Genomic DNA, 24,582 nt, shown 5'->3' on the forward strand with positions numbered 1-24,582 from the left:
AGGTCATCTGATTAGTTTTGCCTTCGGGCAGTTTCCATTAGCGATTTCGAGAGACGGATGAACATCACCACCTTTGCCAAACGCCTGTGCCTGCTAGTCCCGCTGCTCCTCTCGCCTGCCGCTTTCGCGGTCGAGATGATGCCGTCGCCGCCGCAACTGGCCGCCAAAGCCTATGTACTCATGGACGCCAGCAGCGGCAACGTGCTGGTGGAGAACAACGGTGACCAGCGTCTGCCTCCGGCCAGCCTGACCAAGCTGATGACCGCGTACATCGCGACCCTGGAAATCCGTCGTGGCCAGATCGGTGAAAACGACCCGGTGACCGTCAGCGAAAACGCCTGGCGTACCGGCGGTTCGCGGATGTTCATCAAGGTCGGCTCGCAAGTCACTGTCAGCGACCTGCTGCACGGCATCATCATTCAGTCGGGTAACGACGCCAGCGTTGCGCTCTCCGAGCACATCGCCGGCAGCGAAGACGCCTTCGCTGACATGATGAACAAAACCGTGGCCGATCTGGGCATGACCAACAGCCACTTCATGAACCCGACCGGTCTGCCGAACCCGGAGCACTACTCGTCGGCTCACGACATGGCGGTGCTGGCTCGCGCGATCATCCACGAAGACCCGGCTCACTACGCGATCTACTCGCAGAAAGAGTTCTTCTGGAACGGCATCAAGCAACCTAACCGTAACCTGCTGCTGTGGCGCGACAAGACAGTCGACGGCCTGAAAACCGGCCACACCGACGAAGCCGGCTACTGCATGGTGTCTTCGGCAGTACGTGATGGCATGCGCCTGATCGCCGTGGTGTTCGGCACCAACAGCGAAGTGGCTCGCGCCTCTGAAACCCAGAAGCTGTTGACCTACGGTTTCCGCTTCTTCGAAACCCAGACGTTCTATCAGAAAGGCGCCGAGCTGGCTCAGGCTCCTGTCTGGAAAGGCACCACCAATCAAGTCAAGGCCGGCCTGGCTGAAGACCTGACCATGACCCTGCCAAAAGGCCAGCTGAAAAAGCTCGCCGCCAGCATGACCATGAACCCGCAACTGGTTGCGCCAATCGCCAAGGGCGACGTAATCGGTAAAGTCGAAGTGAAGCTGGACGACAAAGTCGTGCATAGCGCTGACCTGATCGCTCTGGACGCGGTCGACGAGGGTGGTATCTTCCGCCGCATGTGGGATAGCATCCGTCTATTCTTCTACGGCTTGTTCAACTGAATTAGTGTGGACCTGCATGGCCCTGTTCCAATCCGGAACGGGGCCATGTCCGTTGCCACGGCTTACGAGGCCGTTACGCCATGACAGACACCGAAGTAAAGGCGCCAAAAATCGAATTCCCCTGCGCGGATTACCCTATCAAGGTGATCGGCGACACCGGCGTGGGTTTCAAGGACAAGATCATCGCGATCCTTGAGAAACATGCGACCGTTGACCACAAGACCCTGGCCGAGCGCCAGAGTACCAACGGCAAGTACACGACCATCCAGCTGCACATCATCGCCACCGGTCAAGAACAGCTGTACGACATCAACAGCGAGTTGCGGGCTACCGGTTTCGTGCACATGGTGCTGTGATGTCTGCCTCGGTGGGCTTTCGCGAGCTCGGCCAGATGGCTTACGAGCCGGTCTGGCATGCCATGCAGCGCTTTACCAACGAACGCGGCAGCGATGCCGCGGACGAGATCTGGCTGGTCGAGCACCCACCGGTGTTCACCCAGGGGCAGGCCGGCAAGGCTGAACACGTGTTGCTCCCGGGGGATATTCCGGTAGTAAAGGTTGATCGCGGTGGTCAGGTGACTTATCACGGTCCCGGCCAATTGGTGGCCTACCTGTTGCTCGATGTGCGCAAGCTGGGTTTTGGCGTGCGTGACCTGGTCAGCCGCATGGAACAATGCCTGATCGAGTTGCTGGCCAGCTACGGCGTGACCGCCGTGGCCAAGCCGGATGCACCGGGTGTCTACGTCAATGGGGCGAAAATCGCTTCTCTGGGTCTGCGGATCCGCCACGGTTGCTCCTTTCATGGCCTGGCCCTGAATGTGGACATGAACCTGGAACCGTTTCGACGGATTAATCCCTGCGGCTACGCCGGGCTGGCGATGACCCAGCTGAGCGATCACGCAGGATCGATTGAATTTGCCGAGGTAAGTGCCCGGCTGCGCGCGCAGCTCGTCAAACACCTCGACTATGCTGAGCAGACGACCCTAACGGGCGGAATCGACTGATATGACTACTGATGCAGTGCAAACCATGATCCCGACGCTGGATGTCACCGAGCGTCCGGCCCCGCGTGCCAAGGTTGAAGCCGGCGTCAAGCTGCGCGGCGCCGAGAAGGTTGCACGTATCCCGGTGAAGATCATTCCGACCACCGAACTGCCGAAGAAACCTGACTGGATTCGCGTGCGTATCCCGGTTTCCCCGGAAGTCGACCGCATCAAGGCCCTGCTGCGCAAACACAAGCTGCACAGTGTCTGCGAAGAAGCGTCCTGCCCTAACCTGGGCGAATGCTTCTCCGGCGGCACCGCGACCTTCATGATCATGGGTGACATCTGCACCCGTCGCTGCCCGTTCTGCGACGTTGGCCACGGTCGTCCGAAGCCATTGGACACCAACGAGCCGGAAAGCCTGGCCATTGCCATCGCCGACCTGAAACTCAAGTACGTAGTGATCACCTCGGTTGACCGCGACGACCTGCGTGACGGCGGTGCACAGCACTTTGCCGACTGCATCCGCGAGATCCGCAAGTTGTCGCCGAACGTGCAGCTCGAAACCCTGGTCCCGGATTACCGTGGCCGTATGGACGTTGCGCTGGAAATCACCGCTGCCGAGCCGCCGGATGTGTTCAACCACAACTTGGAAACCGTGCCGCGCCTGTACAAGGCTGCGCGTCCGGGTTCGGATTACCAGTGGTCGCTGACCCTGCTGCAACGCTTCAAGCAGATGATGCCGCACATTCCGACCAAGTCCGGCCTGATGCTGGGTCTGGGCGAGACCGACGAAGAAGTGATCGAAGTCATGAAGCGCATGCGCGAACACGACATCGACATGCTGACCCTGGGCCAGTACCTGCAACCGTCCCGCAGCCACTTGCCGGTCCAGCGTTTCGTACACCCGGACACCTTCGCCTGGTTCGCCGAGGAAGGTTACAAGATGGGCTTCAAGAACGTCGCGTCCGGCCCGCTGGTACGTTCCTCGTATCACGCCGACGAACAGGCGAAACTGGTTAAAGCCGAGCTGATGTCGTCCTGATCGGCTGCAAGACATGAAAACGCCCGCAAGGCATTGCGCCTTGCGGGCGTTTTTTTGCCTTGCCCACGGCAATCAGCGCTTTTCCTGCAACCTGCGGGGTAACGAACCCTCTTCTGTTTGTCCCCGTTCCTGACTACTGTGTGCTTGACGCTTTCACGCAGGGAGATTCATGGATGACCGTTCGACCGACCCACACCCTTTGTCCTCATGCACCCGTTCCGGCCTTGCCGTCGCAAGGGCTGATTGGCGTTATTGCGCCCGCCGGTCCCGCAGCGCTGGACACCGACAAGGCCATCACCTGGATGCGAGCTCGCGGATACTCACTGCGGGTTTTTCCCGGCGTGTATGAGAAAGACGATTACCTGGCCGGAAGCGACGATGTGCGGCTCAATGACCTGCACGCGGCGTTCGCCGACAGTGAGGTCGACGCCATCATTTGCTTGCGTGGGGGGTACGGTACGCCGCGGTTGCTCGATCGCATCGACTTTGAATTGCTGCGCAACAATGCCAAGCCGTTCATCGGCTACAGCGACATCACCGCGCTGCACTTGGCGATCAGCCGTTATGCGGGCTTCGTGACCTTTCATGGCCCGATGCTCAACGCCGACCTGCTGGGTGACAAGCAAAAACCTACCGAGTCTTCGTTCTTCAACATGCTCAGAGGACAGGTGAAGGCCGGCAGCGTGCTGGCGCACCCGGTGGCCTACCCGTTGACCACAATCGAGCCTGGTATCGCTCATGGGCGTTTGCTGGGGGGCAATCTGTCGTTGATCGCCGCGACCATGGGTACGCCGTATGAGTTGGATGCCGAGGGCGTCATCCTGTTCATCGAGGACATCAACGAGCCGCTGTATCGCATCGACCGGTTGCTGACCCATCTGCGTCTGGCCGGCACGCTGCACAAGCTGCGCGGGGTTCTGGTGGGGGATGTGGCGGGAGTTGAAACGGTTGCGTTGGAGCGATTGCTCAAGCAGACCTTTGCGCCTTTGCGGATACCGGTTCTGGCAGGGTGGCGCAGCGGGCATTGTGATCCGAATTTGACGCTGCCAATGGGCGCGCTGGTCAGGCTGGATGCGGGGAACAAGGAATTGGTGTTGGAGCAGGATGTGGTTGTCAGGCGCTAGAGTGTGGTCGCCTGTTAGTCAGTCTTCGCGAGCAAGCCCGCTCCCACATTTGATCTAGGTCGAACACAGATCCAATGTGGGAGCGAGCCGGCTCCGGGCGGCGTTCCGACGATGCTTTTAGCGGTTACGCAAACCTTCCAGCAACTTGTGCGTCGGATACCCATCCGCCGGCCAGCCAAACGACTGCTGGGCACTGCGGATCGCCTTGCGGGTGTTGGCGCCGATAATGCCGTCGGCGTTGCCCGCGTCATAATTCTGCGCGCTCAACAGACTTTGCAATTCGATCCGCTCGGTTCGGCTCAGCGGCAAATCATCCTTGGGCCATGCACCGTTGATCAGGCCCGCACCGTTGAAACGCTCGGACAACAGACTAACGGCCAACGCGTAAGACGACGAGTTGTTGTACTTGAGGATCGCGCGGAAGTTGTCGAGGACCAGGAGCGCCGGGCCACGGTAACCGGCCGGCAGCAGCAGGGCGGCTGGCAGGTGTTCGGAGCCTGGCGGAACCTGGCCGCCATTGGGCAGGGTGACGCCCAGTTGCAGCCACTCGGCGACGCTCTTGCGAATCGTGCCATCGGCCAGGACGTAGTTGAAACTGCCCGGCAGCTGCACTTCAAAGCCCCACGGCTGGCCTTTCTGCCAGCCTGAGCTTTGCAGGTAGTGCGCCGTCGAGGCCAGCGCGTCGGCCGGGCTGCCCCAGATATCGCGGCGGCCGTCGCCATCGAAGTCAACGGCGTGGGTGTTGTAAGTGGTCGGGATGAACTGGGTCTGGCCCATGGCACCGGCCCAGGAGCCAAGCATTTTCTCAGGCTCGATATCACCCTGTTGCAGGATCTGCAGGGCGGCGATCAGTTGCGCGTGGGCAAACCCGGGACGCCGGCCTTCATAGGCCAGGGTCGCCAGGGAATTGATCACCGACTTGTTGCCCTGGAACTGCCCGAAGTTGCTTTCCATGCCCCACACCGAGACCAGTGCCTGACGATCGACGCCATAGCGCTGTTCGATGCTTTGCAGGATGTCGGCGTACTGGCTGACCAGCGCCTGACCTTTGCGTACCCGCAGCGGCGAAAGGGCGCCGTCGAGGTATTCCCACACCGGTTTTGCGAATTCCGGTTGGCTGCGGTCGGCGCGGATCACGCTGGTGTCGAGGCTGACATTGGCGAAGGCGCGGTCGAACAGATCGGCGCGGATACCGGCGGCCAGAGCGTCCTTGCGGAAACCTGCCTGCCATTCGGCGAAGGTCTGGGTGGGCTGGATATCGAGATTTTCACCGGTCGGAACCACGGGCGGAATGACCGCAGGGGCTGTCGCGACGGGGAGGGTCTGAAGCGGCTTGGCGTCGGCTGCGGTCGGTTTTTCCGCGCAGGCGACTAGCAAAACGAGGCTGGAGGCAGCGATCAGTTGGCGCAGGGGCCAACGACGGGAAATACAAAGGGGCATGCACGGGTCCAGGGAGTACGAATCAGGTGCAGACCTTAACATGTTGAGCGAGCGCTTGCCTTTCAGGCCGCCAGAAAGTAAGAAGCCTCCCAGCTATTAGACTGGAAGGCTTCGCGGCGGTAGCTGCCTTTGCCCTTGCCGGCGGGTTCCTGACGGCTGCGGAACAGTGGCTGGGCGATGATGGATTTGGCCTTGTTGGGGCCATGCTTCGATGGCTTTTTGCTCATGATCAGATCTCTTGATTGAGTGGGTTTTGCGGGGGGAAATAATCTGCCGAAGTTGGGGGGCTGTCTAGAGGGGAAATTCAGATTTGATTTGTAGGAAGCTTATTCAGCGGGCAACGACAATCTTTGGCCGGCCATCAACAACGTCAACCGACTGAGGCTCATCCACGGCGAACCGGCCGCCTGGCCTTTGATCTGTGCATCGATGCGCTGAGCTTCCAGCAATAGCTGCGCCCAGCGTTGCGCCGAGTAGCGTTGCAGGGCTTTGCTCATCAGTGGTTTGCGTTTGTCCCAGACCGGTGGGCGGGCAGAGCTGAAGGCTTTGTCCAGTGGCACGCCCTGGCTGTACTGCAGTGACAGGTTGGCAAGCAGACGCAGCTCCCGGGCCAGCGCCCAGAGAATCACGGGTGGTTCTACGCCTTCACCACGCAGCCCTTCGAGCATGCGCAGGGCATGAGCCGCTTCGCCGTTGAGAATCGCATCGGTCAGGCCAAAGACATCGAAGCGCGCACTGTCGGCCACGGCCGCTTGCACGGTTTCAACGGTGATCTGACCACCTTCGGCCATCAGTTTGAGCTTTTCGATTTCCTGGGCGGCAGCCAGCAGGTTGCCCTCGACCCGTGCGGCGATCAGTTCAACGGCGTCCTGGCTGGCGGAAAGCCCGGCCTGGGACAACCGTTGACGGATCCAGCTTGGCAACTGGTTGGTCTCTATCGGCCAGATTTGCACGAACTGGGTCTGCTGACCTTCGACCAGCGCCTTGCCCCACTTGGTTTTCTGCGCACTGCCATCAAGTTTCGGCAGGCTGATCAGCAACACTGTGTCTTCGGCCGGCCGTGAGCAGTACTCGATAAACGCGGCAGCGCCTTTGTCACCGGGTTTGCCGGACGGCAGACGCAGTTCCAGCAGGCGCTTTTCGGCGAACAGCGACATGCTCGCGCCGGCTTGCAGTAACGTTCCCCAGTCGAAACTGGCGTCGGCGGCGAAGACCTGGCGCTCGTCGAACCCCTGTTGCCGGGCGGCGGCACGAATGGCGTCGGCGGCTTCCTGACACAGCAGTGGGTCATCGCCACTGATGATGTAGACCGGCGCGAGGGCACCTTGCAGGTGTTTGGCGAGTTGGGCGGGGGCGAGTTTCATAGGAGAGGTCGAACGGGGCGCCTGAGCGCCCCGTAAGTCTTACTGCTGCGGCAGTTCGATTGGCGACTGGCGCGGGGTTTGCGCTTCAGCCTTCTGCGCCGCTTCCAGTGCATCGGCTTCAGCCTTGGCTCTGGCTTCGGCGGTCTGTTGCAGCTGATCCAGCTGGGTCGGCGTGAGCTGTTGCAGGCGCAGCATCATCCGTTGAACCAACTCACGACGGGTGTCTTTGCGCGCATCACTGGCTTCCTGGTCGGAACCCACCAGGTTGTTGCCGTCGTGCATGAAGACCTTCTGCACTTCGAGCTTGTCGCTCAGCAGCGCGAGGTCGTGCCCACCACGGATATCGTAGTTCAGCACCGTAGTTACCTGATACTCGCCAGTGCGACCGGCACCCGCATAGCTGAGGATGCGCTGGTTTTCCTGCTCATCGGTCAGCACCAGCTTGTAAGGTGCACCGCTGTAAACCTTGACGCCGCTGCTTTCGAGTACCTGGCGCAGTTGAGTCACGGTTTCGCCGTAGGCGTTACGGGCACTCAGGTCGAGTTCCTTGATCGCCAGTTCGGTGGTGCCGGTGCCGCGCAGCTGGAAACCGCAGGCGCTCAGCAGAACGGCGAGGCCCATCACCAGCAAATTGCGTTTGATCATCTTGTTGCTCCCCTTGAAACCATGTGGGCCGATCATGCGGCCCGAAAGGTTTTACTCGGCGCCAGGCATGACCTGGCGCCTGATCCAATTAGCTGGCGACGATATTGACCAGTTTCCCGGGCACTACGATCACTTTACGAATGGTCAGGCCGTCGACAAAGCGCAGCACGTTCTCGTTGGCCCGTGCGGCGGCTTCGACTTCTTCGCGGCTGGCGCTGGCGGGCATTTCGATGTGGCCACGCAGCTTGCCGTTGACCTGGATGACCAGTTGCAGGCTGTCTTGCACCAGAGCGTTTTCGTCCAGCACCGGCCAAGCGGCGTCGATCACCGGATCGGCGTGACCCAGGCGATGCCACAGCTCGTGGCTGATGTGCGGAGTGATTGGTGCCAGCAGCAAGACTACGGTTTCCAGACCTTCGTGAACCAGTGCGCGATCCTGTTCGGTGCCTTGCGGGGCCTTTTCCAGCACGTTCATCAGCGTCATCACCTGAGCGATGGCGGTGTTGAATTTGTGGTTCTGGCCGACGTCGTGGCTGGCCTGCTTGATGGCCTGGTGGATCGAACGGCGAATGACTTTCTGTTCGTCATTCAGGCTGGCGACGTCCAGTTTGCCCGGCAGGCTTTGAGTGACGAGGGCTTGAGCCAGGCGCCAGACGCGCTTGAGGAAGCGGTGCGAACCTTCTACTCCGGAGTCGGACCATTCCGCGCTCATGTCGGGTGGCGAGGCGAACATCATGAACAGGCGGCAGGTGTCTGCGCCGAACTGGTCGATCATCGATTGTGGGTCAACGCCGTTGTTCTTCGACTTGGCCATCTTCTCGGTGCCACCGATTTCCACCGGCAGGCCATCTGCGATCAGCTTGGCGCTAATGACTTTGGCTTTGCTGTCGCGTTCGAGTTCGACGTCCGCCGGGTTGAACCACGTGTAGGCACCGTTGGCTTCGCGACGATAGTAAGTCTCGGCGATCACCATGCCTTGGGTCAGCAGGTTCTTGAACGGCTCGTTGGAGCTCACCAGGCCTTCATCGCGCATCAGCTTGTGGAAGAAGCGCGCGTACAGCAGGTGAAGAATGGCGTGTTCGATACCGCCGATGTACTGATCAACCGGCAACCAATGGTCGGCCGCCGACTTTTCCACCAGGCCGCCTTCATAGTGCGGCGAGGCGTAACGGGCGTAGTACCACGAGGACTCGACAAAGGTGTCCATGGTGTCGGTTTCACGCTTGGCCGGTGCGCCGCATTTCGGGCAGCTGCACTCGTAGAACTCGGGCATGCGCGCCAGTGGCGAACCCGCGCCATCCGGTACGACGTCTTCCGGCAATATGACTGGCAACTGATCTTCCGGGACCGGCACATCACCGCAGGTGTTGCAGTGGATGATCGGGATCGGGCAGCCCCAGTAGCGCTGGCGGCTGATGCCCCAGTCGCGCAGGCGGAACTGGGTGCGCGAGGCGCCGAGGTTCTTCTTGATCAGCGCAACTTCGATGGCGTCGAAAGCGCCCGCGAAGTCGAGGCCATCGAACTCGCCGGAATTGATCAGCGTGCCGTATTCGTTGTAAGCGTCCTGCCACGGAGTCGGTGTTTCGTCGCCGGCGCTGGTGCGCACGACAGGTTTGACTGGCAGGTTGTATTTGGTGGCGAACTCGAAATCACGTTCGTCGTGCGCCGGGACGGCCATTACCGCGCCATCGCCGTAGTGCATCAGCACATAGTTGGCGACCCACACCGGGAGTTTCTCACCGGTCAGCGGATGTTCGACGAACAGCGAAGTGCGCAGGCCTTTTTTCTCTTGGGTGGCGACGTCGGCTTCGGCGACGCTGCCGCCCTTGCATTCAGCGATGAACGCTTGCAGCTCAGGGTTGTTCTGCGCGGCCAGGGTCGCCAGATGGTGTTCGGCGGCTACGGCAACGTAGGTCGCGCCCATCAGGGTGTCCGGACGGGTAGTGAACACTTTCAGAACACCGGCTTCGCCGATGGAAGCGACGTCGTACGGGAACTGCACTTCCATGCCGCGGGATTTGCCGATCCAGTTGCGCTGCATGGTCTTGACCTGTTCAGGCCAGCCAGTCAGTTCGTCGAGGCTCTCCAGCAGCTCATCCGCGTAAGCGGTGATCTTGAAGTAGTACATCGGAATTTCGCGCTTTTCGATCAGCGCGCCGGAACGCCAGCCGCGACCGTCGATCACCTGTTCGTTGGCCAGGACGGTCTGATCGACCGGGTCCCAGTTCACGGTGCCGCTTTTCTTGTAGATCACGCCTTTTTCGAACAGGCGAGTGAACAGCCATTGTTCCCAGCGGTAGTAATCAGGCTTGCAGGTGGTGACTTCGCGGGACCAGTCCACCGCGAGGCCCAGGCTGCGCAGCTGGGTTTTCATGTAGGCGATGTTTTCGTAGGTCCACTTGGCGGGCGCTACGTTGTTCTTCATCGCGGCGTTTTCCGCCGGCATGCCGAAGGCGTCCCAACCCATGGGTTGCAGGACGTTCTTGCCTTGCATGCGCTGGTAGCGGGAGATCACGTCGCCGATGGTGTAGTTGCGCACGTGCCCCATGTGTAGCTTGCCGCTGGGGTAAGGGAACATCGACAGGCAGTAGAAAGTCTCCTTGCCTGGCTGTTCACTGACTTCAAAGGACTTTTGCTCGTCCCAGAACGACTGGGCGGCGGCTTCGATTTCACGGGGCTGATATTGTTCGTGCATGGCTACTTTTGAACTGGATAGGGGTGGCCTAATCCTCTTCAATGCAACGCTGGACGGTGATCACGCCAAATCGGCGTTTCGGTGCCCAGACGAGCTGGAAGTGGAGTTACAGGAAGCGCCGTAGCATACATGACCGCACTCTACCGAGGGAAACCCTGATTACTGCTGCGGGTCGCCCAAAAAACGCTGCGAGGGCCGTTGGTCGCAGCATTCAGCCGGTTTGTACACGGAAGCTAAGCTCTAAATGGGGAGTGAGTCTTATCTTCAATGAGGTGATGGATGGTTGAGTCACGGCGAAAAGTTACAAAACCGGAGCTGTACGAAAGATTGATCGATCGTCTGGGAATTGCCCTGGACGCGGCAAAAACCGCTTGCCGGTTACGCGATGAGCGTCCGCTGGAACTGGAGTTGCGTGGCTTGAGCCCCGCAGAGTTTGCACTGGTCAAGGCGTATCTCGATCGCAGTGAACGTGAGACACACGGATGCTTGTCAGAAGCAGTGAAGCAACTCGACGCACCACGTTCGGCCAAGATCATCTGGCTCAAGGACAAAGTTCCCGGCAAGGACGCGGTAAAGGTCCGGTCTTTGCAATTCAAGTAAGGACACTGGAAGCAATGTCTGATGTATTTGTGAAGCATAGTCCTTTCGTATTTGTTGTCGCATTGCGTCAACCCACTTAGGCTTCGGGCATCTTTTTGGAGATGCTCGATGCCTTTTCGCTATTTCGTTAAACAACTCCTGTTGCCGCCCGGCATTCTTTTGCTGCTGTTGGTGCTTGCCTGGTGGTTGCGTCGCTCAAGACCGCGCCTTGCCGGGTTGTGCTTTGCGCTGGGCGTGGGCGGCTTCTGGCTGATGAGCCTGCCGGTGGTGGTGCAGTGGGGCGCCAAGGCGCTGGAGCGTGAAGCGCCGCTGGCTCGCGATGAATGGGCAACGCTGAGTCAGCGCGCCGATGCGATCGTGGTGCTCGGTTCGGGGCGTGAGCGGGGCGATCTGGCATGGGGCGCTGACCAGCCAACGGGCGTGGGCCTGGAGCGCGAGCGCTATGCGGCGCGGCTGGCCAAGGCCTCCGGTTTGCCGATTCTGACCAGCGGAGGCCTGCATTACGGCACGCCGCCGACCGAAGCGAAGTTGATGGCGGACTCGTTGCGTGACGATTTCGGCATGGCAGTGCGCTGGCAAGAAGGGCGCAGCCGCACAACCTGGGAGAACGCGCAGTTCAGCGCCGAGGTGTTGTTGCCGGAAGGGATCAAACGCGTGGTCGTCGTGACTCAGGCCTGGCACATGCCGCGAGCGGTCTGGAGTTTCAAAAAGGCAGGATTTGAAGTGGTGCCAGCACCGGTGGGGTTTTTAGGCGTGGACAACGCCCGGCCACTGGGCGGCTGGATGCCGGAATTCAAATCGATCTGGCAGAGCGGGCAGTTGTTGAATGAGGCGGTGGGGCAGATCGGTTACTCAATGTTTTACTGATGACCTGTGGCGAGGGGATTTATCCCCGTTGGACTGCGAAGCAGGCCCATTTTCAGGGCTGCTCCGCAACCCAACGGGGATAAATCCCCTCGCCACAAAAGCTGACTTAAACGGTCTTGGCCATCCGGCTTGCGATCAACGCCCAGCCAAACAACAGCACGCAAACAATGATCAGCGGCCACGAACGCCATTGCAGATAAGGCGTCAGGTTGTGCATTGGCACCACTTCACCGTACAAAATGCCGCGCTCGAACTGCGGGATCTGCACGGTGATCTGGCCGAACGGGTTGATCAAACCGGTCACGCCGTTGTTGGTGGCGCGGATCATCCAGCGACCAGCCTCCAGCGCGCGCATCTGCGCCATCTGTAAATGTTGCAGCGGGCCGATGGACGTGCCGAACCAGGTGTCGTTGCTGATGGTCAGCAACAGATCGCTACGCGCCGCAAGGCTGGCGGCGAATTCCGGGTAAACCACTTCGTAGCAGATGAACGGCGCAATCTGATAACCCTTGGCCTGCAGCATCGGCTGATCGGCCGGGCCGCGGGCAAAGTCCGACATCGGCAGATCGAAGAAAGCGATCAGCCCGCGCAGAACATCCTGCAACGGAACATATTCGCCAAACGGCACCAGCTTCTGTTTGAGGTAAGTGCCATCGCCTTCGCCCACGACGGTGATGCCGTTGTAGAAACGCTTCTGGTGATGGACTTCCTCGCGAATCGGCACACCGGTAATCAGCGCGGACTTACGCTCTGCAGCGAAGCTCCCCATCATGTTCAGGTAGCCCTCGGCGGACTCCTTGAGCACCGGAATGGCCGTTTCCGGCCAGATCAGCAAGTCGACCGGTTTCGAGCTGAAACTCATGTCGCGGTACAGCGCCAACTGCGCGTTGAGCTGCGCCGGGTCCCACTTCATGCTCTGTTCGATGTTGCCCTGAATCGCCGCAACACTCAGCGGAGCACCCGACGGGGTTGTCCAGGCGTGTTCCTTGAGCGCCATGCCGGCCACCCAGGGGCCGACCAGCAGCAACACACCCGCGGCGATAAAGCCTTTGCGGCCGGTGCGCACCAGACGCAAGGCGTTATAGATCAGCGCGGCCGTCAGGGCCAGGGTGAAGGAGATCAGCCACATTCCGCCGAGTGGCGCGAGCCCGGCCAACGGGCCGTCGAGCTGGCTGTAGCCGGAGTAAAGCCAGGGGAAACCGGTCAGGAACCAGCCGCGAAAGGCTTCCTGGCCGACCCACAACGCCGCAAATGCCAGGGCGTCGGCCAGCGGTGCTTCGTTACGGCGCAGCCAGCGCGCCCAGATCCAGGCGGGCAGGGCGAAGAACCAGGCAATCGCCGCCGTGAAGATCAGCATCAGGAAACCGGCCAGCAGCACCGAAGCGCCGCCGAAGTGGTGAATGCTGTAGTAGATCCAACTGGTGCCAGCGCCAAACAGGCCGAAACCGAAACACCAGCCACGGCCCAGGGCCTGACGGGGGCTCAGTTCACGCAAGCCGGCATAGAAGAAACCGACCGCCAGCAATGCCAGCGGCCAGATATCGAACGGCGCCAGGGCCAGGGTGGTGAGTGCACCGGCCGCCACGGCCAGCAGGTTACCGGGCCAGCCGGGGCGGGTTACGCGGAGCATGTCAATCCTTAACGGGCAATGGGCGTCAGGCGAAGCAAGTGAATCCGACGGCTGTCGGCGTTCAGGATGCGGAAGCGATAAGGGCCGATTTCAGTGATTTCGTTGCGTTTTGGCAGGTGCCCGAACGCGCTCATCACCAGACCACCGACGGTGTCGAATTCGTCATCGGAGAATTGACTGTCGAAGAACTCGTTGAAGTTCTCGATCGGCGTCAGGGCCTTGATCAGGAAATCACCGCTGGGCAGCGGCTTGATGTAGCTGTCTTCTTCGACGTCATGCTCGTCTTCGATGTCGCCGACGATCTGTTCCAGCACGTCTTCGATGGTCACCAGGCCCGCCACACCGCCGTATTCGTCGATGACGATGGCCATGTGGTTGTGGTTGGCGCGAAACTCGCGCAGCAGCACATTCAGACGCTTGGACTCGGGCACGAATGTGGCCGGGCGCAGCAAGTCCTTGATGTTGAAGCTGTCGCCGTTCTCCTTGAGGATCAACGGCAGCAAGTCCTTGGCCAGCAACACGCCCATCACGTCATCGTGGCTTTCGCCGATCACCGGGTAGCGGGAGTGGGCCGAGTCGACCACGGCAGGCAGGAACTCGCGGGGTGTCTGGGTCGCCTTGATGCTGATCATCTGCGAGCGCGGGACCATGATGTCCCGTACTTGCAGGTCAGCGACCTGGATGGCGCCTTCGACGATGGCCAGCGCTTCGCTGTCCAGCAACTTGTTTTGGTGTGCGTCGCGCAGCAGCTCCAGCAGCTCCTGGCGGTTCTTCGGCTCGTGGGCAAAAGCCTGGGTGAGCTTACCCAGCCATGACTTTTGCCCGTTGCTCGATCGATCTTCGCTCATAGCGATTACTCTGAATCCTTTGTTGTAACGATAGGGGATGTATCTGTTTCGTCGTCCGCATACGGGTCGGGATAGCCCAACTCTGCAAGCAACGTTCGTTCCAGTGCTTCCATTTCTTCGGCTTCATCGTCATCTATATGGTCGTAACCCAACAGATGCAAGCAGCCGTGAATGACCAGATGAGCCCAATGGGCCTTGAGTGCCTTGCCTTGTTCAGCGGCTTCGCGCTCGACCACCGCCACGCAGATCACCAGATCGCCCAGCAACGGGATATCCAGAAATTCGTCGGGAACGTCTGCTGGGAACGACAGAACGTTAGTGGCGTAATCCTTTTGCCGCCAGGTGTGATTGAGTTCACGACCTTCGGCTTCATCGACCAAACGGACGGTCATTTCGGAGTCGGCTGTGCGCTGGCGCAGGGCCAGTTCGCACCATTGGCGGAACTCGGCTTCGCTTGGGGCAGGCGCGTCGGTAGCCAGTTGCAGATCAAGCTCAAGCATCGTGGCGGTTGTCCTTGGACGAGAACTTCGCCGGTTCGTCGGCTACGCGATTCTCGAAGCGCTCGTAGGCTTCGACAATGCGCTGCACCAGTGGATGGCGCACGACGTCTTTGGGCATGAAATGGGTGAAGCTGATTCCCGGTACATCCTTGAGCACTTCGATCACATGGTGCAGCCCGGACTTGGTGCCTTTCGGCAGGTCGACCTGGGTGATGTCACCGGTGATGACCGCGGTAGAGCCGAAGCCGATCCGGGTCAGGAACATCTTCATCTGCTCGACGGTGGTGTTCTGGCTTTCGTCGAGGATGATGAAACTGTTGTTCAAGGTGCGACCGCGCATATAGGCCAGCGGCGCAACTTCGATCACCTGACGCTCGATCAGCTTGGCGACGTGTTCGAAGCCGAGCATTTCGTAGAGTGCGTCGTAGAGCGGGCGCAGGTACGGGTCGATTTTCTGCGACAGGTCGCCGGGCAGGAAGCCAAGCTTTTCGCCCGCTTCAACCGCCGGGCGCACCAGCAGGATGCGGCGAATCTGTTCGCGTTCCAGCGCGTCTACCGCGCAGGCAACGGCCAGATAGGTCTTGCCGGTACCGGCCGGGCCGATGCCGAAGTTGATGTCGTTACCGAGGATTTCCTTCACGTAGCGCAACTGATTCAAGCCGCGAGGGCGAATCATGCCTTTTTTGGTGCGCAGGGCGACGGAAGGTTCGGAGGGGGAGACGTTGTCCAGCTCTTCGACGGCCGATTCCTGCAGGAACAGGTGAACCATGTCCGGCGACAGCTCGGTACCCTTGGTTTCCCGGTACAGACGGCGCAGGAGGTTTTCCGCGGAGGTGGTGTGTTTGGGCTCGCCGATCAGTTCGAACTGGTTTCCGCGGTTGCGGATCTCGATAGTCAGGCGCTGTTCGATCAAGCGCAGATGCTCGTCGAATTGCCCGCACAGATTGGCGAAGCGGCGAGCTTCAAAAGGCTCGAGGATAAAACGATGTGGTTCTATGGGTGCGTTCAAGGTCGTATTTAGCCGCCCTGGGGCAATTAAGATGAAATCAAGGATAACGCCAGTGGCCTGGGTGCGAAAGGTCTTATACAGACCAATCTGATTCATGGTCTGGCGCGGTCTCTGTGGGAGCGGGCTTGCTCGCGAAAGCGGTGTGTCAGCTACATTAATGTCGACTGACACTCCCTCTTCGCGAGCAAGCCCGCTCCCACAGGGTAATGCGGTGTTACTGGATCAGCGAGCCCCGCAGCGAGTGCGGCTGAGCAGCATCAATGTGCACATCGGCGAACTGACCAATCAACGTTGGATTGTCGCAGCGGAAATTGACGATGCGGTTATTCTCGGTTCGGCCCTGCAGCTCGCCGGGGTCCTTTTTGGAATAATCGGTTACCAAAATCCGTTGGATCGACCCGACCATTTGTCGGCTGATCTCGAAACCTTGCTGGTTCAGGCGATGTTGCAGCGCGTTCAGGCGTTCTTTTTTCAGCGCTTCCGGCGTTTCGTCGGCCAGATCGGCAGCCGGAGTACCCGGGCGCTGGCTATAGACGAACGAGTAGGAGAAGTCGAAACCGACATCTTCGATCAGCTTCATGGTCTGTTCGAAGTCTTTTTCGGTCTCGCCCGGGAAGCCAACGATGAAGTCCGAGCTGATGCAAATCCCCGGTACGGCAGCACGCAGTTTGCGCAGTTTGGATTTGTATTCCAGCGCGGTGTGGTTGCGCTTCATCGCCGAAAGGATCCGGTCCGAACCCGATTGCACCGGCAAGTGCAGGTGTTTGACCAGTTCCGGCACGTCGGCGTGGGCCTGGATCAGGCTATCGGAGAACTCCAGCGGGTGTGAGGTGGTGTAACGGATGCGATCGATGCCATCGACGGCGGCGACGACGCGGATCAGTTCGGCCAGGTCAGCCAAACGACCGTCATGCGTGGTGCCGCGATAGCCGTTGACGTTCTGCCCCAGCAGGGTCACTTCACGCACGCCGTTTTCGGCGAGGTGGATGATTTCGGCAATCACGTCGTCGAACGGGCGGCTGACTTCTTCACCGCGGGTATAAGGCACCACGCAGAACGTGCAGTACTTGCTGCAGCCTTCCATGACCGACACGTAGGCGCTTGGGCCATCGATGCGCGGCTCGGGCAAGTGGTCGAATTTTTCGATTTCCGGAAATGAGACGTCGACTTGCGGCAGCTTGGTAGCGCGGGCGGCGTCGATCATTTCCGGCAGGCGGTGCAGGGTTTGCGGGCCGAAGACCACGTCCACGTAAGGGGCGCGGTCACGAATTGCAGCGCCTTCCTGGCTGGCCACGCAACCGCCAACGGCGATCACCATGTCCGGGTTGGCCAGTTTCAGTTCGCGCCAGCGGCCGAGCTGGGAATACACCCTGTCCTGGGCGCGTTCGCGGATCGAGCAGGTATTGAGCAGGATCACGTCGGCATCTTCAGCGCGAGCGGTGACTTCCAGGGCCTGATGTTCGCCCAGCAGATCGACCATGCGCGAGCTGTCGTACTCGTTCATCTGGCAACCGTGGGTTTCGATGTAAAGCTTCTTGGCCATGGAAAGAGTCATCACGTGATTCAAAGAACCGCGCATTATAGGGAACATGACCCAAGGTTCCTACCGCTGTGCGTCCGGTGGCTATGCTATAGTTCGCGCCCTCATTTTTATCCCCGATGTGTTGCTCGCCCACCATGACCAAACGTGAAGCTCCAATCTACAAGGTGATTTTCCTCAACCAGGGCCAGGTGTACGAAATGTATGCCAAGCAGATCTATCAAAGTGATCTGTGGGGCTTCCTGGAAGTGGAAGAGTTCGTCTTTGGCGAGCGCACGCAAGTGGTCGTCGATCCGAGCGAAGAGAAGCTCAAGGCTCAGTTCGAAGGCGTTGTGCGCAGCTTTGTGCCGATGCATTCGATTGTGCGGATCGACGAGGTCGAGCGCCTCGGCACGCCGAAAATCAGCGAAGCCCGCGGCGCGGTCGGCAATGTCATGCCGTTTCCGATGCCGATGCCTGAGAAGTAAGCCACGGATTGAGTGGCTAATTGAGTGGCTAGAGGAGCTTGTTGTGGCGAGGGGGCTTGCCCCCGTTGGGCTGCGAAGCGGCCCTGAAATCAGCCTCCGCTATCTTCCAGACAGACCGCGTCTGCTTACTTTACGACTGCTTCGCAGCCGAACGGGGGCAAGCCCCCTCGCCACAAAGTCCCTCGCCACAGTCAGGGCAGTGGTGAGAACGGCGTACGCCCATCGGCGCTCTGCAATTCCATCAAATACTTGCGGAAGATTTGCCCCAGTACCTGGGTAGCCACTTCAAGTTCTTCGCGGGGCATTTTCTCGGCGACTTCGTCGGCGGTGTCCAATGCTTCTTCAGCGCCATTGACCGCAGCCATTTTCAGCACGATATACGCCTGAACGTTATTGGCCGGTACGCCTTCGCCGTGGAAGAACATGGAGCCGAGTTTGAATTGCGCCTGAGCATGGCCTTGCAACGAGGCCTTCTCGAAGTAGCCCAGGGCTTTTTTGAGGTCGCGCGGCGTGTTTTTGCCGTCGTAGTAGAACTCGCCCAACTCGTATTGCGCTTGCGCATCCCCTTCATCCGACGCTTTCTGGCAGGCGGCAAGCGCCTGAGCCAGATCTTGCGGCTGAGTATTGAGGGTGCAACGACCCATCGCTGGGATTAACAACGAGTTGCCGCCTGCTTGTGCGAGCGCGAGCAGGGGCTGAAGGAGCAACAGGCAGCCCAATGCAAGGGCGCGGCCGGTGCGGTTCATGGGAATCGACTTACCTCTGAAGGGCGCGCGGACCCGTCGAGGGATCCAATAAGCGCGCATTATGAAATAAGCAGGGCCAACCTTACAAAGTCTTTACTCGTTTTTCTGCTGCGCGGGGAATATATCACCCGATTTGCGGGGGATTCTCAGCAGAAGCGTAGGAATGAGGGCGGGAATGCAGGTGAAAGCTGACGCTGGCAATCGCCAACGTCAGCGGCACGGCGTTATTTCAATGCAGCAAATGCACGTTCGGCGGCATCCAGCGTCAGTTTCAGCTCGGTTTCGCCGTGGGCGATCGAGGTGAAGCCGGCTTCGAAGGCGCTCGGCGCCAGGTACACGCCGCCTTCGAGCATCAGGTGGAAGAAGCGCCCGAACAGGGCGGCGTCGCTGGCCATCACGTCGTCGAAGGTCACGATGTCGTCGGCGCCGCTGAAGTACAGACCGAACATGCCGCCGGCCTGTGTGGTCACGAACGGAATACCCGCCGCATCGGCGCGCTGTTGCAGGCCATCGAGCAGGCGACTGGTGTAGGCCGTCAACTCTGCGTGGAAGCCGGGACGGCTGATCAGACGCAGGGTCGTCAGGCCGGCAGCCATGGCCAACGGGTTACCCGACAAGGTGCCCGCCTGATAGACCGGGCCCAGTGGCGCGATGTGCGACATGATTTCGCGCTTGCCGCCGAAGCAGCCAACCGGCATGCCGCCACCGATGATTTTGCCGAAGGTGGTCAGGTCTGGCGTCACGCCGTAATGGGCTTGTGCACCGCCGAGGGCGACACGGAAACCGGTCATCACTTCGTCGAAAATCAATACCACGCCATGCTTGTCGCACAGGGTACGCAGGCCTTCGAGGAAACCTGGCGCCGGCGGTACGCAGTTCATGTTGCCGGCCACTGGCTCGACGATGATGCACGCCACGTCCTGGCCGACTTCGGCGAGCATGGTTTCGACGGCGTCGATGTCGTTGAACGGCAGGGTCAGGGTGTGTTTGGCGAAGGCCGCCGGTACACCGGCCGAACTCGGCACGCCTTGGGTCAGGGCGCCGGAACCGGCCTTGACCAGCAGGCTGTCGGAGTGACCGTGGTAGCAGCCTTCGAACTTGATGATGCTGTCGCGGCCGGTGAAACCACGGGCCAGACGGATAGCACTCATGGTCGCTTCGGTGCCGGAGCTGACCATGCGCACCATTTCCATCGACGGCACGATCGAGCAGACCAGATCAGCCATCTGGGTTTCCATCTCGGTCGGCGCGCCGTAGGACAGTCCGTGCTCAAGCTGTTTGCGCACGGCGTCCAGCACGTCGGGGTGGCTGTGGCCGAGAATCATCGGCCCCCAGGAACCGACGTAATCCACATAACGCTTGTTGTCTTCGTCGGTGACGTAGGCGCCTTCGGCGTGTTTGAAGAACAACGGCGTGCCGCCAACGCTTTTGAATGCGCGAACAGGCGAGTTCACGCCACCGGGAATGTGTTTCTGGGCATTGGCAAACAGCGTTTCGGAACGAGACATGATCGGGCTCTCAAATCAGATTTTTAAGCTACTTAAATAGAAAGCAGGGCGTTGAATGCGCGGGCGCGGCGTGTCACTTCAGCCGTGCTCTCGGCGCCAAACAGGCCATGGACTACCGCCAGCAGATCGACCCCGTGGGCCACCAGTGGCGCGGCGTTTTCCAGGGTGATGCCGCCAATCGCGCAGATCGGCAGGTGCAGTTTGCTGCGGGCCTGGTCGAGCAGTTCGAGGCTGCAGGTCGGTGCACCGGGTTTGGTGTTGGAGTTGAAGAAACGACCGAAGGCGACGTAACTGGCGCCTTCCTTCGCTGCTTGCTCGGCGAGTTCGAGTTGCGCGTGGCAGGTCGAACCGATGATCGCCTGGCGACCGAGCAGTGCCCGAACCGGCATCAGCGGGCCGTCGGTCTGGCCGAGGTGCACGCCGACGTTCAGGCGCGCAGCCAGTTCGGCATCGTCGTTGATGATCAACTGGGTCTTGTAGCGTTCGCACAGATCGCGCAAGGCTTCGGCCTCGCGCAGGCGGCGGGCCTCGTCGCTGCTCTTGTCGCGGTATTGCAGCAGGGTGACGCCGCCTTCCAGCGCCGCCTCCACGTACGAAAGAAATTTACCTGCCAGCAGTTGGCTATCGGTAATGGCGTACAGGCCACGTAGCTTCATCGGGCAATCCTTTTTGCTTTACGCATGGACAGTTACGAACAGAAATCCAGCGGCAGGCGGCGCGGCACGAACTGGCCTTTGCCCAACTGCTCCGCATCACGCAGGGTGCGCCACGTGTAGTTAAGCGCGGTCTGCACGGCACTGGCGAGATTTTCACCGAGGGCCAGACGACCGGCCAGGGCACTGGCCAGCGTGCAACCGGAACCGTGATAACTGCCGGGCAAGCGCTGGCAGGTGAAGGTTTCGCGGTGACCGTCGCGGCTGTACAGGCGATTGTGGATTTCGTGTTCATCGCCATGCCCGCCGGTGATCAGCAGGTGTTTGACGAATGGCAGGAGTTTTTCAGCGCACTCGTCCGCGGTGCCTTCGGGCAGTTCGGCGAGGATGCGGGCTTCGGGAAGGTTAGGGGTGGCGATGATCGACAGAGGCAGCAGGCGCTCGCGCATGGCGTAGCCGACTTCGTCCTTGCCCAGGCGTCCGCCGCCACCGGCGCGCAGCACCGGGTCGCAGACCACCGGCAAATGCGGGTGCGCCGACAACAGTTCGACCACGGTGTCGACCATTTCCAGGGAACCGAGCATGCCCAGTTTCACGGCCGCGACTTCGGAGTCGTTGAGCACGGCATTGGCTTGGGCCAACACCCACTCACGGTCGAGGACGCGGAAGTCAGTGACGTTGACCGTGTCTTGCACGGTCAGGGCAGTGACGGCCGGGGCCGCATGACAACCCTGAGCGAGCAGGGCTTCGATATCTGCCTGCAAGCCGGCGCCACCACTTGGGTCGTGGCCGGAGAGACAGAGGACAACGGGGCGAGAGCTGTAGATATTCATGGTGCGCGAGCTTACCACCAAACATCTTTTTCCGGGTGCCCCCAGCGAGTCAAGACGCGGCCATGTAGCAGCTGGCGAAGCCTGCGTTCGGCTGCGCAGCAGTCGTAAAATCTGGCACTACGGTGTTTCAGGTGAATCGTGGATGCTGGTTTGACGACTGCTACGCAGCCGAACGCAGCCTTCGGCAGCTGCTACAGGGAATAGGCCATTGTCACAAACTGACCGGCGAAACAGCTCTAGCCCAATGCATTGAGCTGGAACGCCCGTGCTAGAGCCTTTGTAGGAAAAGTTTCAATGGTGTTCAATGGCCACCAACGGCTATGCTAGAGTGGATCCAAACCAATAACAGGTAATGCCGGTTTTACGTCTACTCAAAAGGAATGAGGGGCTTCCTGAGATAACCGGACAGGCCACGCTGGGGCTTAAATGCGCTATTTGCTGATGTTGCTGTTGTGCTTGCCCCTCTTGGCGAGTGCAGTCGAATTCGACGAATTCACTCAAAGCCTTCCCCTGGGCCGAACCCTGCAAGTGTTCGAAGACGCGGGCGGTCAGGCGACCATCGCCGATGTCCGTGCGCAAGCCGCGGCCGGAAACTTCAAGCCCCACGACAAAGCCACCCTCAACGCCGGTTACTCGCGTTCAGTGTTCTGGCTGAAAATCGACCTGCATTACCGCCCGGCCAACCCGGCAGTGCAACGCACCTGGTTACTGGAACTGGCCTATCCGCCCCTCGATCACCTTGATCTGTACTCGCCTGATGCGGCCGGTGGCTATCAACTGGCACGTCAGACCGGTGATGCCTTGCCGTTCGACAGTCGCGAGATCCGCCAGAACAACTACCTGTTCGATCTGAACTTCACCCCTGATAAAGCGCAAACCCTGTACCTGCGCCTGCAGAGTGAAGGGTCGATCCAGGCGCCAGTCACCCTCTGGTCGAGCACTGCCTACCTGGAAGAGCAGCCGGTTCGACTGTATGTGCTGGGGCTGATTTACGGCGTATTGCTGGGGATGCTGGTGTACAACCTGTTCATCTATCTCAGCGTGCGCGATACCAGCTACCTCTATTACATCTTCTATATCGCCTCGTTCGGCTTGTATCAGCTGTCAGTGAACGGCGCGGCCGTGGAGTATTTCTGGCCGAACAATCCCTGGTGGGCCAACGCCGCGACGCCGTTTTTCATCGGTTGTTCAGGACTGTTCGGCAGCCAGTTCGCCCGCAGTTTCTTGCAGACGGCGACCTACAGTCTTTGGCTCGACCGCTTACTACTGGCGTTGATTGCGTTTAGCGCGGTGGTGGTCGGGTTGTCGTTGATGACCAGTTACGCCCTGGCCCTGCGCCTGGCGACGACGCTGGCACTGACCTTCACCGTAGTGATTTTCGCCGCAGGGATTTTCGCCTGGCTGCGTGGCCTGCGAGTGGCGCGTTATTTCATCATTGCCTGGTCGGCGTTTTTACTCGGCGGCATCGTCAACACCCTGATGGTGCTGGGTTACCTGCCAAACGTGTTCCTGACCATGTATTCCAGCCAGATCGGCTCGGCGATTGAAGTGGCGCTGCTGTCCCTGGCGCTGGCCGATCGCATTAACGCCATGCGCGAGCAACAGGCACAGACCCTGTTCGATGCCGGTCAAACGCTTGAAGTGCTGAACCAGCAACTGGCTCGCAGTAACAAGCTCAAGGACGAATTCCTCGCCACCCTGACCCACGAACTGCGCACGCCCATGAACGGTGTGATCGGCTCGCTGGAGCTGATGCAGACCGTCGAGATGGACCCGGAGCTGGAGCAATATCAGCAAACGGCCGCCGGTTCCGCGCGAGACATGATGCGCATGGTCAACGGCATCCTCACCCTGACTGAGTTGCAGGCCGGCAAGCTCAAGACCTATCCGGCCGTTTTCAGTTTGCGCGGTGTGGTCGAGGCTTTGCGCCTGCAGTTCGAGGGCAACGCGTTGAGCAAGTCGCTGGACTTCAAAGTCGAGGTCGCACCGGGGCTGCCGGATCGCTTGCACGGCGACAGCGCCAAGTTGGCGCAATGCCTGGAATGCCTGTTGGATAACGCGATCAAGTTCACTCGGGTCGGCGGATTGGCGCTGCGGGTGACGGGTAAACCCGTGGCGCCCGACCGACTGGCCCTGTCCTTTGCGGTGATCGACACCGGCATCGGCTTCACCGATCTGGGGGAGGCGACCCTGTATCAGCGGTTCTTCCAGCTCGATGGCTCGATGACCCGTGAATACGGCGGTCTGGGCGTCGGCCTGGCGATCTGTCGGCAATTGGTCGAACTGCTCGGTGGAAAACTGACCCACCGCTCCGAGCTTGGTCGTGGCAGCCGCTTCCAGCTCGACGTCGAGTTCGAACTGCCCGTGGTGGAGCGGCCGTCAGTGCCCCTGATGACCCGGGAATTTCCTCGCCTGCGACTGCCTCAGGACTGCACGGTATTGCTGGTCGATGACAACAGCATCAATCAGTTGGTGATGCGCGGCATGTTGCTCAAGCTGGGCTTCCGGGTGTGCACCGCCGACAACGGGACTGGCGCGCTCGATCACTTGCAGCGCGAAACCTTCGATGCGGTATTGCTCGATTGCCAGCTTCCATCTCTGGGTGGCGTGTCCCTCTGTTGCCAGATCCGCGCGTTGCCGGGCTGCGCCGAACTGCCGGTATTCGTGATTGCCTTGAGCATTGATCGGGAACGCTGCCCGACCGGTGCCTTGATTGATTACCTGAGCAAACCGGTGAAATTCGAGGACCTGCAGGCAGCGCTCTATCGCCGGGTGCTGTGTCCAAGGCAAGGCGAAAGCGCCGACAGTTAGGCAGATATGACACTTTGTTCGGTCAAGGGGCGGTGCTTAACTGAAGTTCCTTGGCTGACC

Annotated in this window: 23 protein-coding genes; 9 read left to right on the forward strand and 14 right to left on the reverse strand. The window is 60.2% G+C overall.

Annotated elements, in window-relative coordinates; translation table 11 throughout:
• Positions 1 to 57: 57 nt before the first annotated feature.
• The 5 genes from ACSQ87_RS04415 to ACSQ87_RS04435 all read left to right on the forward strand — a co-directional run bounded on the left by ACSQ87_RS04415 (position 58) and on the right by ACSQ87_RS04435 (position 4,366).
• Positions 58 to 1,215, forward strand: a complete 1,158-nt coding sequence (locus tag ACSQ87_RS04415) for a D-alanyl-D-alanine carboxypeptidase family protein (protein ID WP_033054153.1) — start codon at positions 58 to 60, stop codon at positions 1,213 to 1,215.
• A gap of 80 nt (positions 1,216 to 1,295) precedes the next feature.
• Entirely contained in the window at positions 1,296 to 1,571 is a 276-nt protein-coding gene (locus ACSQ87_RS04420; protein WP_008152827.1) for a DUF493 domain-containing protein, read from the forward strand.
• Positions 1,571 to 2,218, forward strand: coding sequence for a lipoyl(octanoyl) transferase LipB (gene lipB, locus ACSQ87_RS04425; RefSeq protein ID WP_150658268.1), 648 nt, complete (start codon positions 1,571 to 1,573; stop codon positions 2,216 to 2,218). Before ACSQ87_RS04420 ends, lipB begins: the two co-directional genes overlap by 1 nt.
• A 1-nt stretch (position 2,219) precedes the next feature.
• A complete protein-coding gene (lipA, locus tag ACSQ87_RS04430; protein ID WP_405046712.1) occupies positions 2,220 to 3,242 on the forward strand; it encodes a lipoyl synthase in 1,023 nt (340 codons plus the stop codon).
• Between the two features lie 173 nt (positions 3,243 to 3,415).
• The gene (locus tag ACSQ87_RS04435) at positions 3,416 to 4,366 is read left to right on the forward strand and encodes a S66 peptidase family protein (protein WP_223432377.1); all 951 of its coding nucleotides are present in this window, start codon (positions 3,416 to 3,418) and stop codon (positions 4,364 to 4,366) included.
• 117 nt (positions 4,367 to 4,483) lie between these two features.
• On the opposite strand, the gene ACSQ87_RS04440 is transcribed toward ACSQ87_RS04435, so the two are convergent.
• From ACSQ87_RS04440 to leuS, 5 genes are all read right to left on the reverse strand, one after another.
• Complete coding sequence (locus ACSQ87_RS04440) at positions 4,484 to 5,806, reverse strand: lytic murein transglycosylase (protein ID WP_436273428.1); 1,323 nt, start codon at positions 5,804 to 5,806, stop codon at positions 4,484 to 4,486.
• Positions 5,807 to 5,868: 62 nt separating this feature from the next.
• Entirely contained in the window at positions 5,869 to 6,033 is a 165-nt protein-coding gene (gene arfA / locus ACSQ87_RS04445) for an alternative ribosome rescue factor ArfA (RefSeq protein WP_056744572.1), read from the reverse strand.
• A gap of 99 nt (positions 6,034 to 6,132) precedes the next feature.
• Complete coding sequence (holA, locus tag ACSQ87_RS04450; RefSeq protein ID WP_436273429.1) at positions 6,133 to 7,170, reverse strand: DNA polymerase III subunit delta; 1,038 nt, start codon at positions 7,168 to 7,170, stop codon at positions 6,133 to 6,135.
• Between the two features lie 39 nt (positions 7,171 to 7,209).
• On the reverse strand, positions 7,210 to 7,815 hold the full coding sequence (locus tag ACSQ87_RS04455) for an LPS-assembly lipoprotein LptE (protein WP_223432380.1): 606 nt from the start codon (positions 7,813 to 7,815) through the stop codon (positions 7,210 to 7,212).
• An 88-nt stretch (positions 7,816 to 7,903) separates the two neighbouring features.
• On the reverse strand, positions 7,904 to 10,510 hold the full coding sequence (leuS, locus tag ACSQ87_RS04460; protein WP_436273430.1) for a leucine--tRNA ligase: 2,607 nt from the start codon (positions 10,508 to 10,510) through the stop codon (positions 7,904 to 7,906).
• A gap of 279 nt (positions 10,511 to 10,789) precedes the next feature.
• On the opposite strand from leuS, the gene ACSQ87_RS04465 reads away from it, so the two are divergent.
• The gene (locus ACSQ87_RS04465) at positions 10,790 to 11,110 is read left to right on the forward strand and encodes a hypothetical protein (protein ID WP_223432382.1); all 321 of its coding nucleotides are present in this window, start codon (positions 10,790 to 10,792) and stop codon (positions 11,108 to 11,110) included.
• 108 nt (positions 11,111 to 11,218) lie between these two features.
• Positions 11,219 to 11,977, forward strand: coding sequence for a YdcF family protein (locus tag ACSQ87_RS04470; RefSeq protein ID WP_436273431.1), 759 nt, complete (start codon positions 11,219 to 11,221; stop codon positions 11,975 to 11,977).
• Positions 11,978 to 12,083: 106 nt separating this feature from the next.
• Here ACSQ87_RS04470 and lnt read toward each other — a convergent pair whose 3' ends face one another.
• From lnt to miaB, 5 genes are all read right to left on the reverse strand, one after another.
• The gene (gene lnt / locus ACSQ87_RS04475; protein ID WP_436273432.1) at positions 12,084 to 13,607 is read right to left on the reverse strand and encodes an apolipoprotein N-acyltransferase; all 1,524 of its coding nucleotides are present in this window, start codon (positions 13,605 to 13,607) and stop codon (positions 12,084 to 12,086) included.
• Between the two features lie 8 nt (positions 13,608 to 13,615).
• Entirely contained in the window at positions 13,616 to 14,455 is an 840-nt protein-coding gene (locus ACSQ87_RS04480) for an HlyC/CorC family transporter (RefSeq protein WP_008152854.1), read from the reverse strand.
• A gap of 5 nt (positions 14,456 to 14,460) precedes the next feature.
• Entirely contained in the window at positions 14,461 to 14,955 is a 495-nt protein-coding gene (ybeY, locus tag ACSQ87_RS04485; protein WP_436273433.1) for an rRNA maturation RNase YbeY, read from the reverse strand.
• Positions 14,948 to 15,964: a PhoH family protein gene (locus tag ACSQ87_RS04490; protein ID WP_033054171.1), complete on the reverse strand. Its 1,017-nt coding sequence runs from the start codon at positions 15,962 to 15,964 to the stop codon at positions 14,948 to 14,950. Before ACSQ87_RS04490 ends, ybeY begins: the two co-directional genes overlap by 8 nt.
• A 214-nt stretch (positions 15,965 to 16,178) precedes the next feature.
• Positions 16,179 to 17,507, reverse strand: a complete 1,329-nt coding sequence (gene miaB / locus ACSQ87_RS04495; protein ID WP_169372937.1) for a tRNA (N6-isopentenyl adenosine(37)-C2)-methylthiotransferase MiaB — start codon at positions 17,505 to 17,507, stop codon at positions 16,179 to 16,181.
• Between the two features lie 134 nt (positions 17,508 to 17,641).
• On the opposite strand from miaB, the gene ACSQ87_RS04500 reads away from it, so the two are divergent.
• Positions 17,642 to 17,971, forward strand: a complete 330-nt coding sequence (locus ACSQ87_RS04500) for a DUF1820 family protein (protein ID WP_007894425.1) — start codon at positions 17,642 to 17,644, stop codon at positions 17,969 to 17,971.
• 191 nt (positions 17,972 to 18,162) lie between these two features.
• Here the strand turns inward: ACSQ87_RS04500 and ACSQ87_RS04505 are convergent, their stop codons facing one another.
• The 4 genes from ACSQ87_RS04505 to ACSQ87_RS04520 form a co-directional block, all read right to left on the reverse strand.
• Positions 18,163 to 18,717, reverse strand: coding sequence for a tetratricopeptide repeat protein (locus ACSQ87_RS04505; RefSeq protein WP_033054173.1), 555 nt, complete (start codon positions 18,715 to 18,717; stop codon positions 18,163 to 18,165).
• A gap of 224 nt (positions 18,718 to 18,941) precedes the next feature.
• Complete coding sequence (hemL, locus tag ACSQ87_RS04510; protein ID WP_150658258.1) at positions 18,942 to 20,225, reverse strand: glutamate-1-semialdehyde 2,1-aminomutase; 1,284 nt, start codon at positions 20,223 to 20,225, stop codon at positions 18,942 to 18,944.
• Positions 20,226 to 20,257: 32 nt separating this feature from the next.
• Positions 20,258 to 20,881, reverse strand: coding sequence for a thiamine phosphate synthase (gene thiE / locus ACSQ87_RS04515; RefSeq protein ID WP_056744592.1), 624 nt, complete (start codon positions 20,879 to 20,881; stop codon positions 20,258 to 20,260).
• A gap of 32 nt (positions 20,882 to 20,913) precedes the next feature.
• Positions 20,914 to 21,711: a hydroxymethylpyrimidine/phosphomethylpyrimidine kinase gene (locus ACSQ87_RS04520; RefSeq protein ID WP_033054181.1), complete on the reverse strand. Its 798-nt coding sequence runs from the start codon at positions 21,709 to 21,711 to the stop codon at positions 20,914 to 20,916.
• Between the two features lie 426 nt (positions 21,712 to 22,137).
• Here ACSQ87_RS04520 and ACSQ87_RS04525 point away from each other — a divergent pair, with 426 nt between their 5' ends.
• Positions 22,138 to 24,522: a 7TM diverse intracellular signaling domain-containing protein gene (locus ACSQ87_RS04525; RefSeq protein ID WP_436273434.1), complete on the forward strand. Its 2,385-nt coding sequence runs from the start codon at positions 22,138 to 22,140 to the stop codon at positions 24,520 to 24,522.
• Positions 24,523 to 24,582 lie beyond the last annotated feature (60 nt).

It is taken from the genome of Pseudomonas sp. LjRoot277, from assembly GCF_964253845.1.
In the GTDB taxonomy this organism is placed as follows: domain Bacteria; phylum Pseudomonadota; class Gammaproteobacteria; order Pseudomonadales; family Pseudomonadaceae; genus Aquipseudomonas.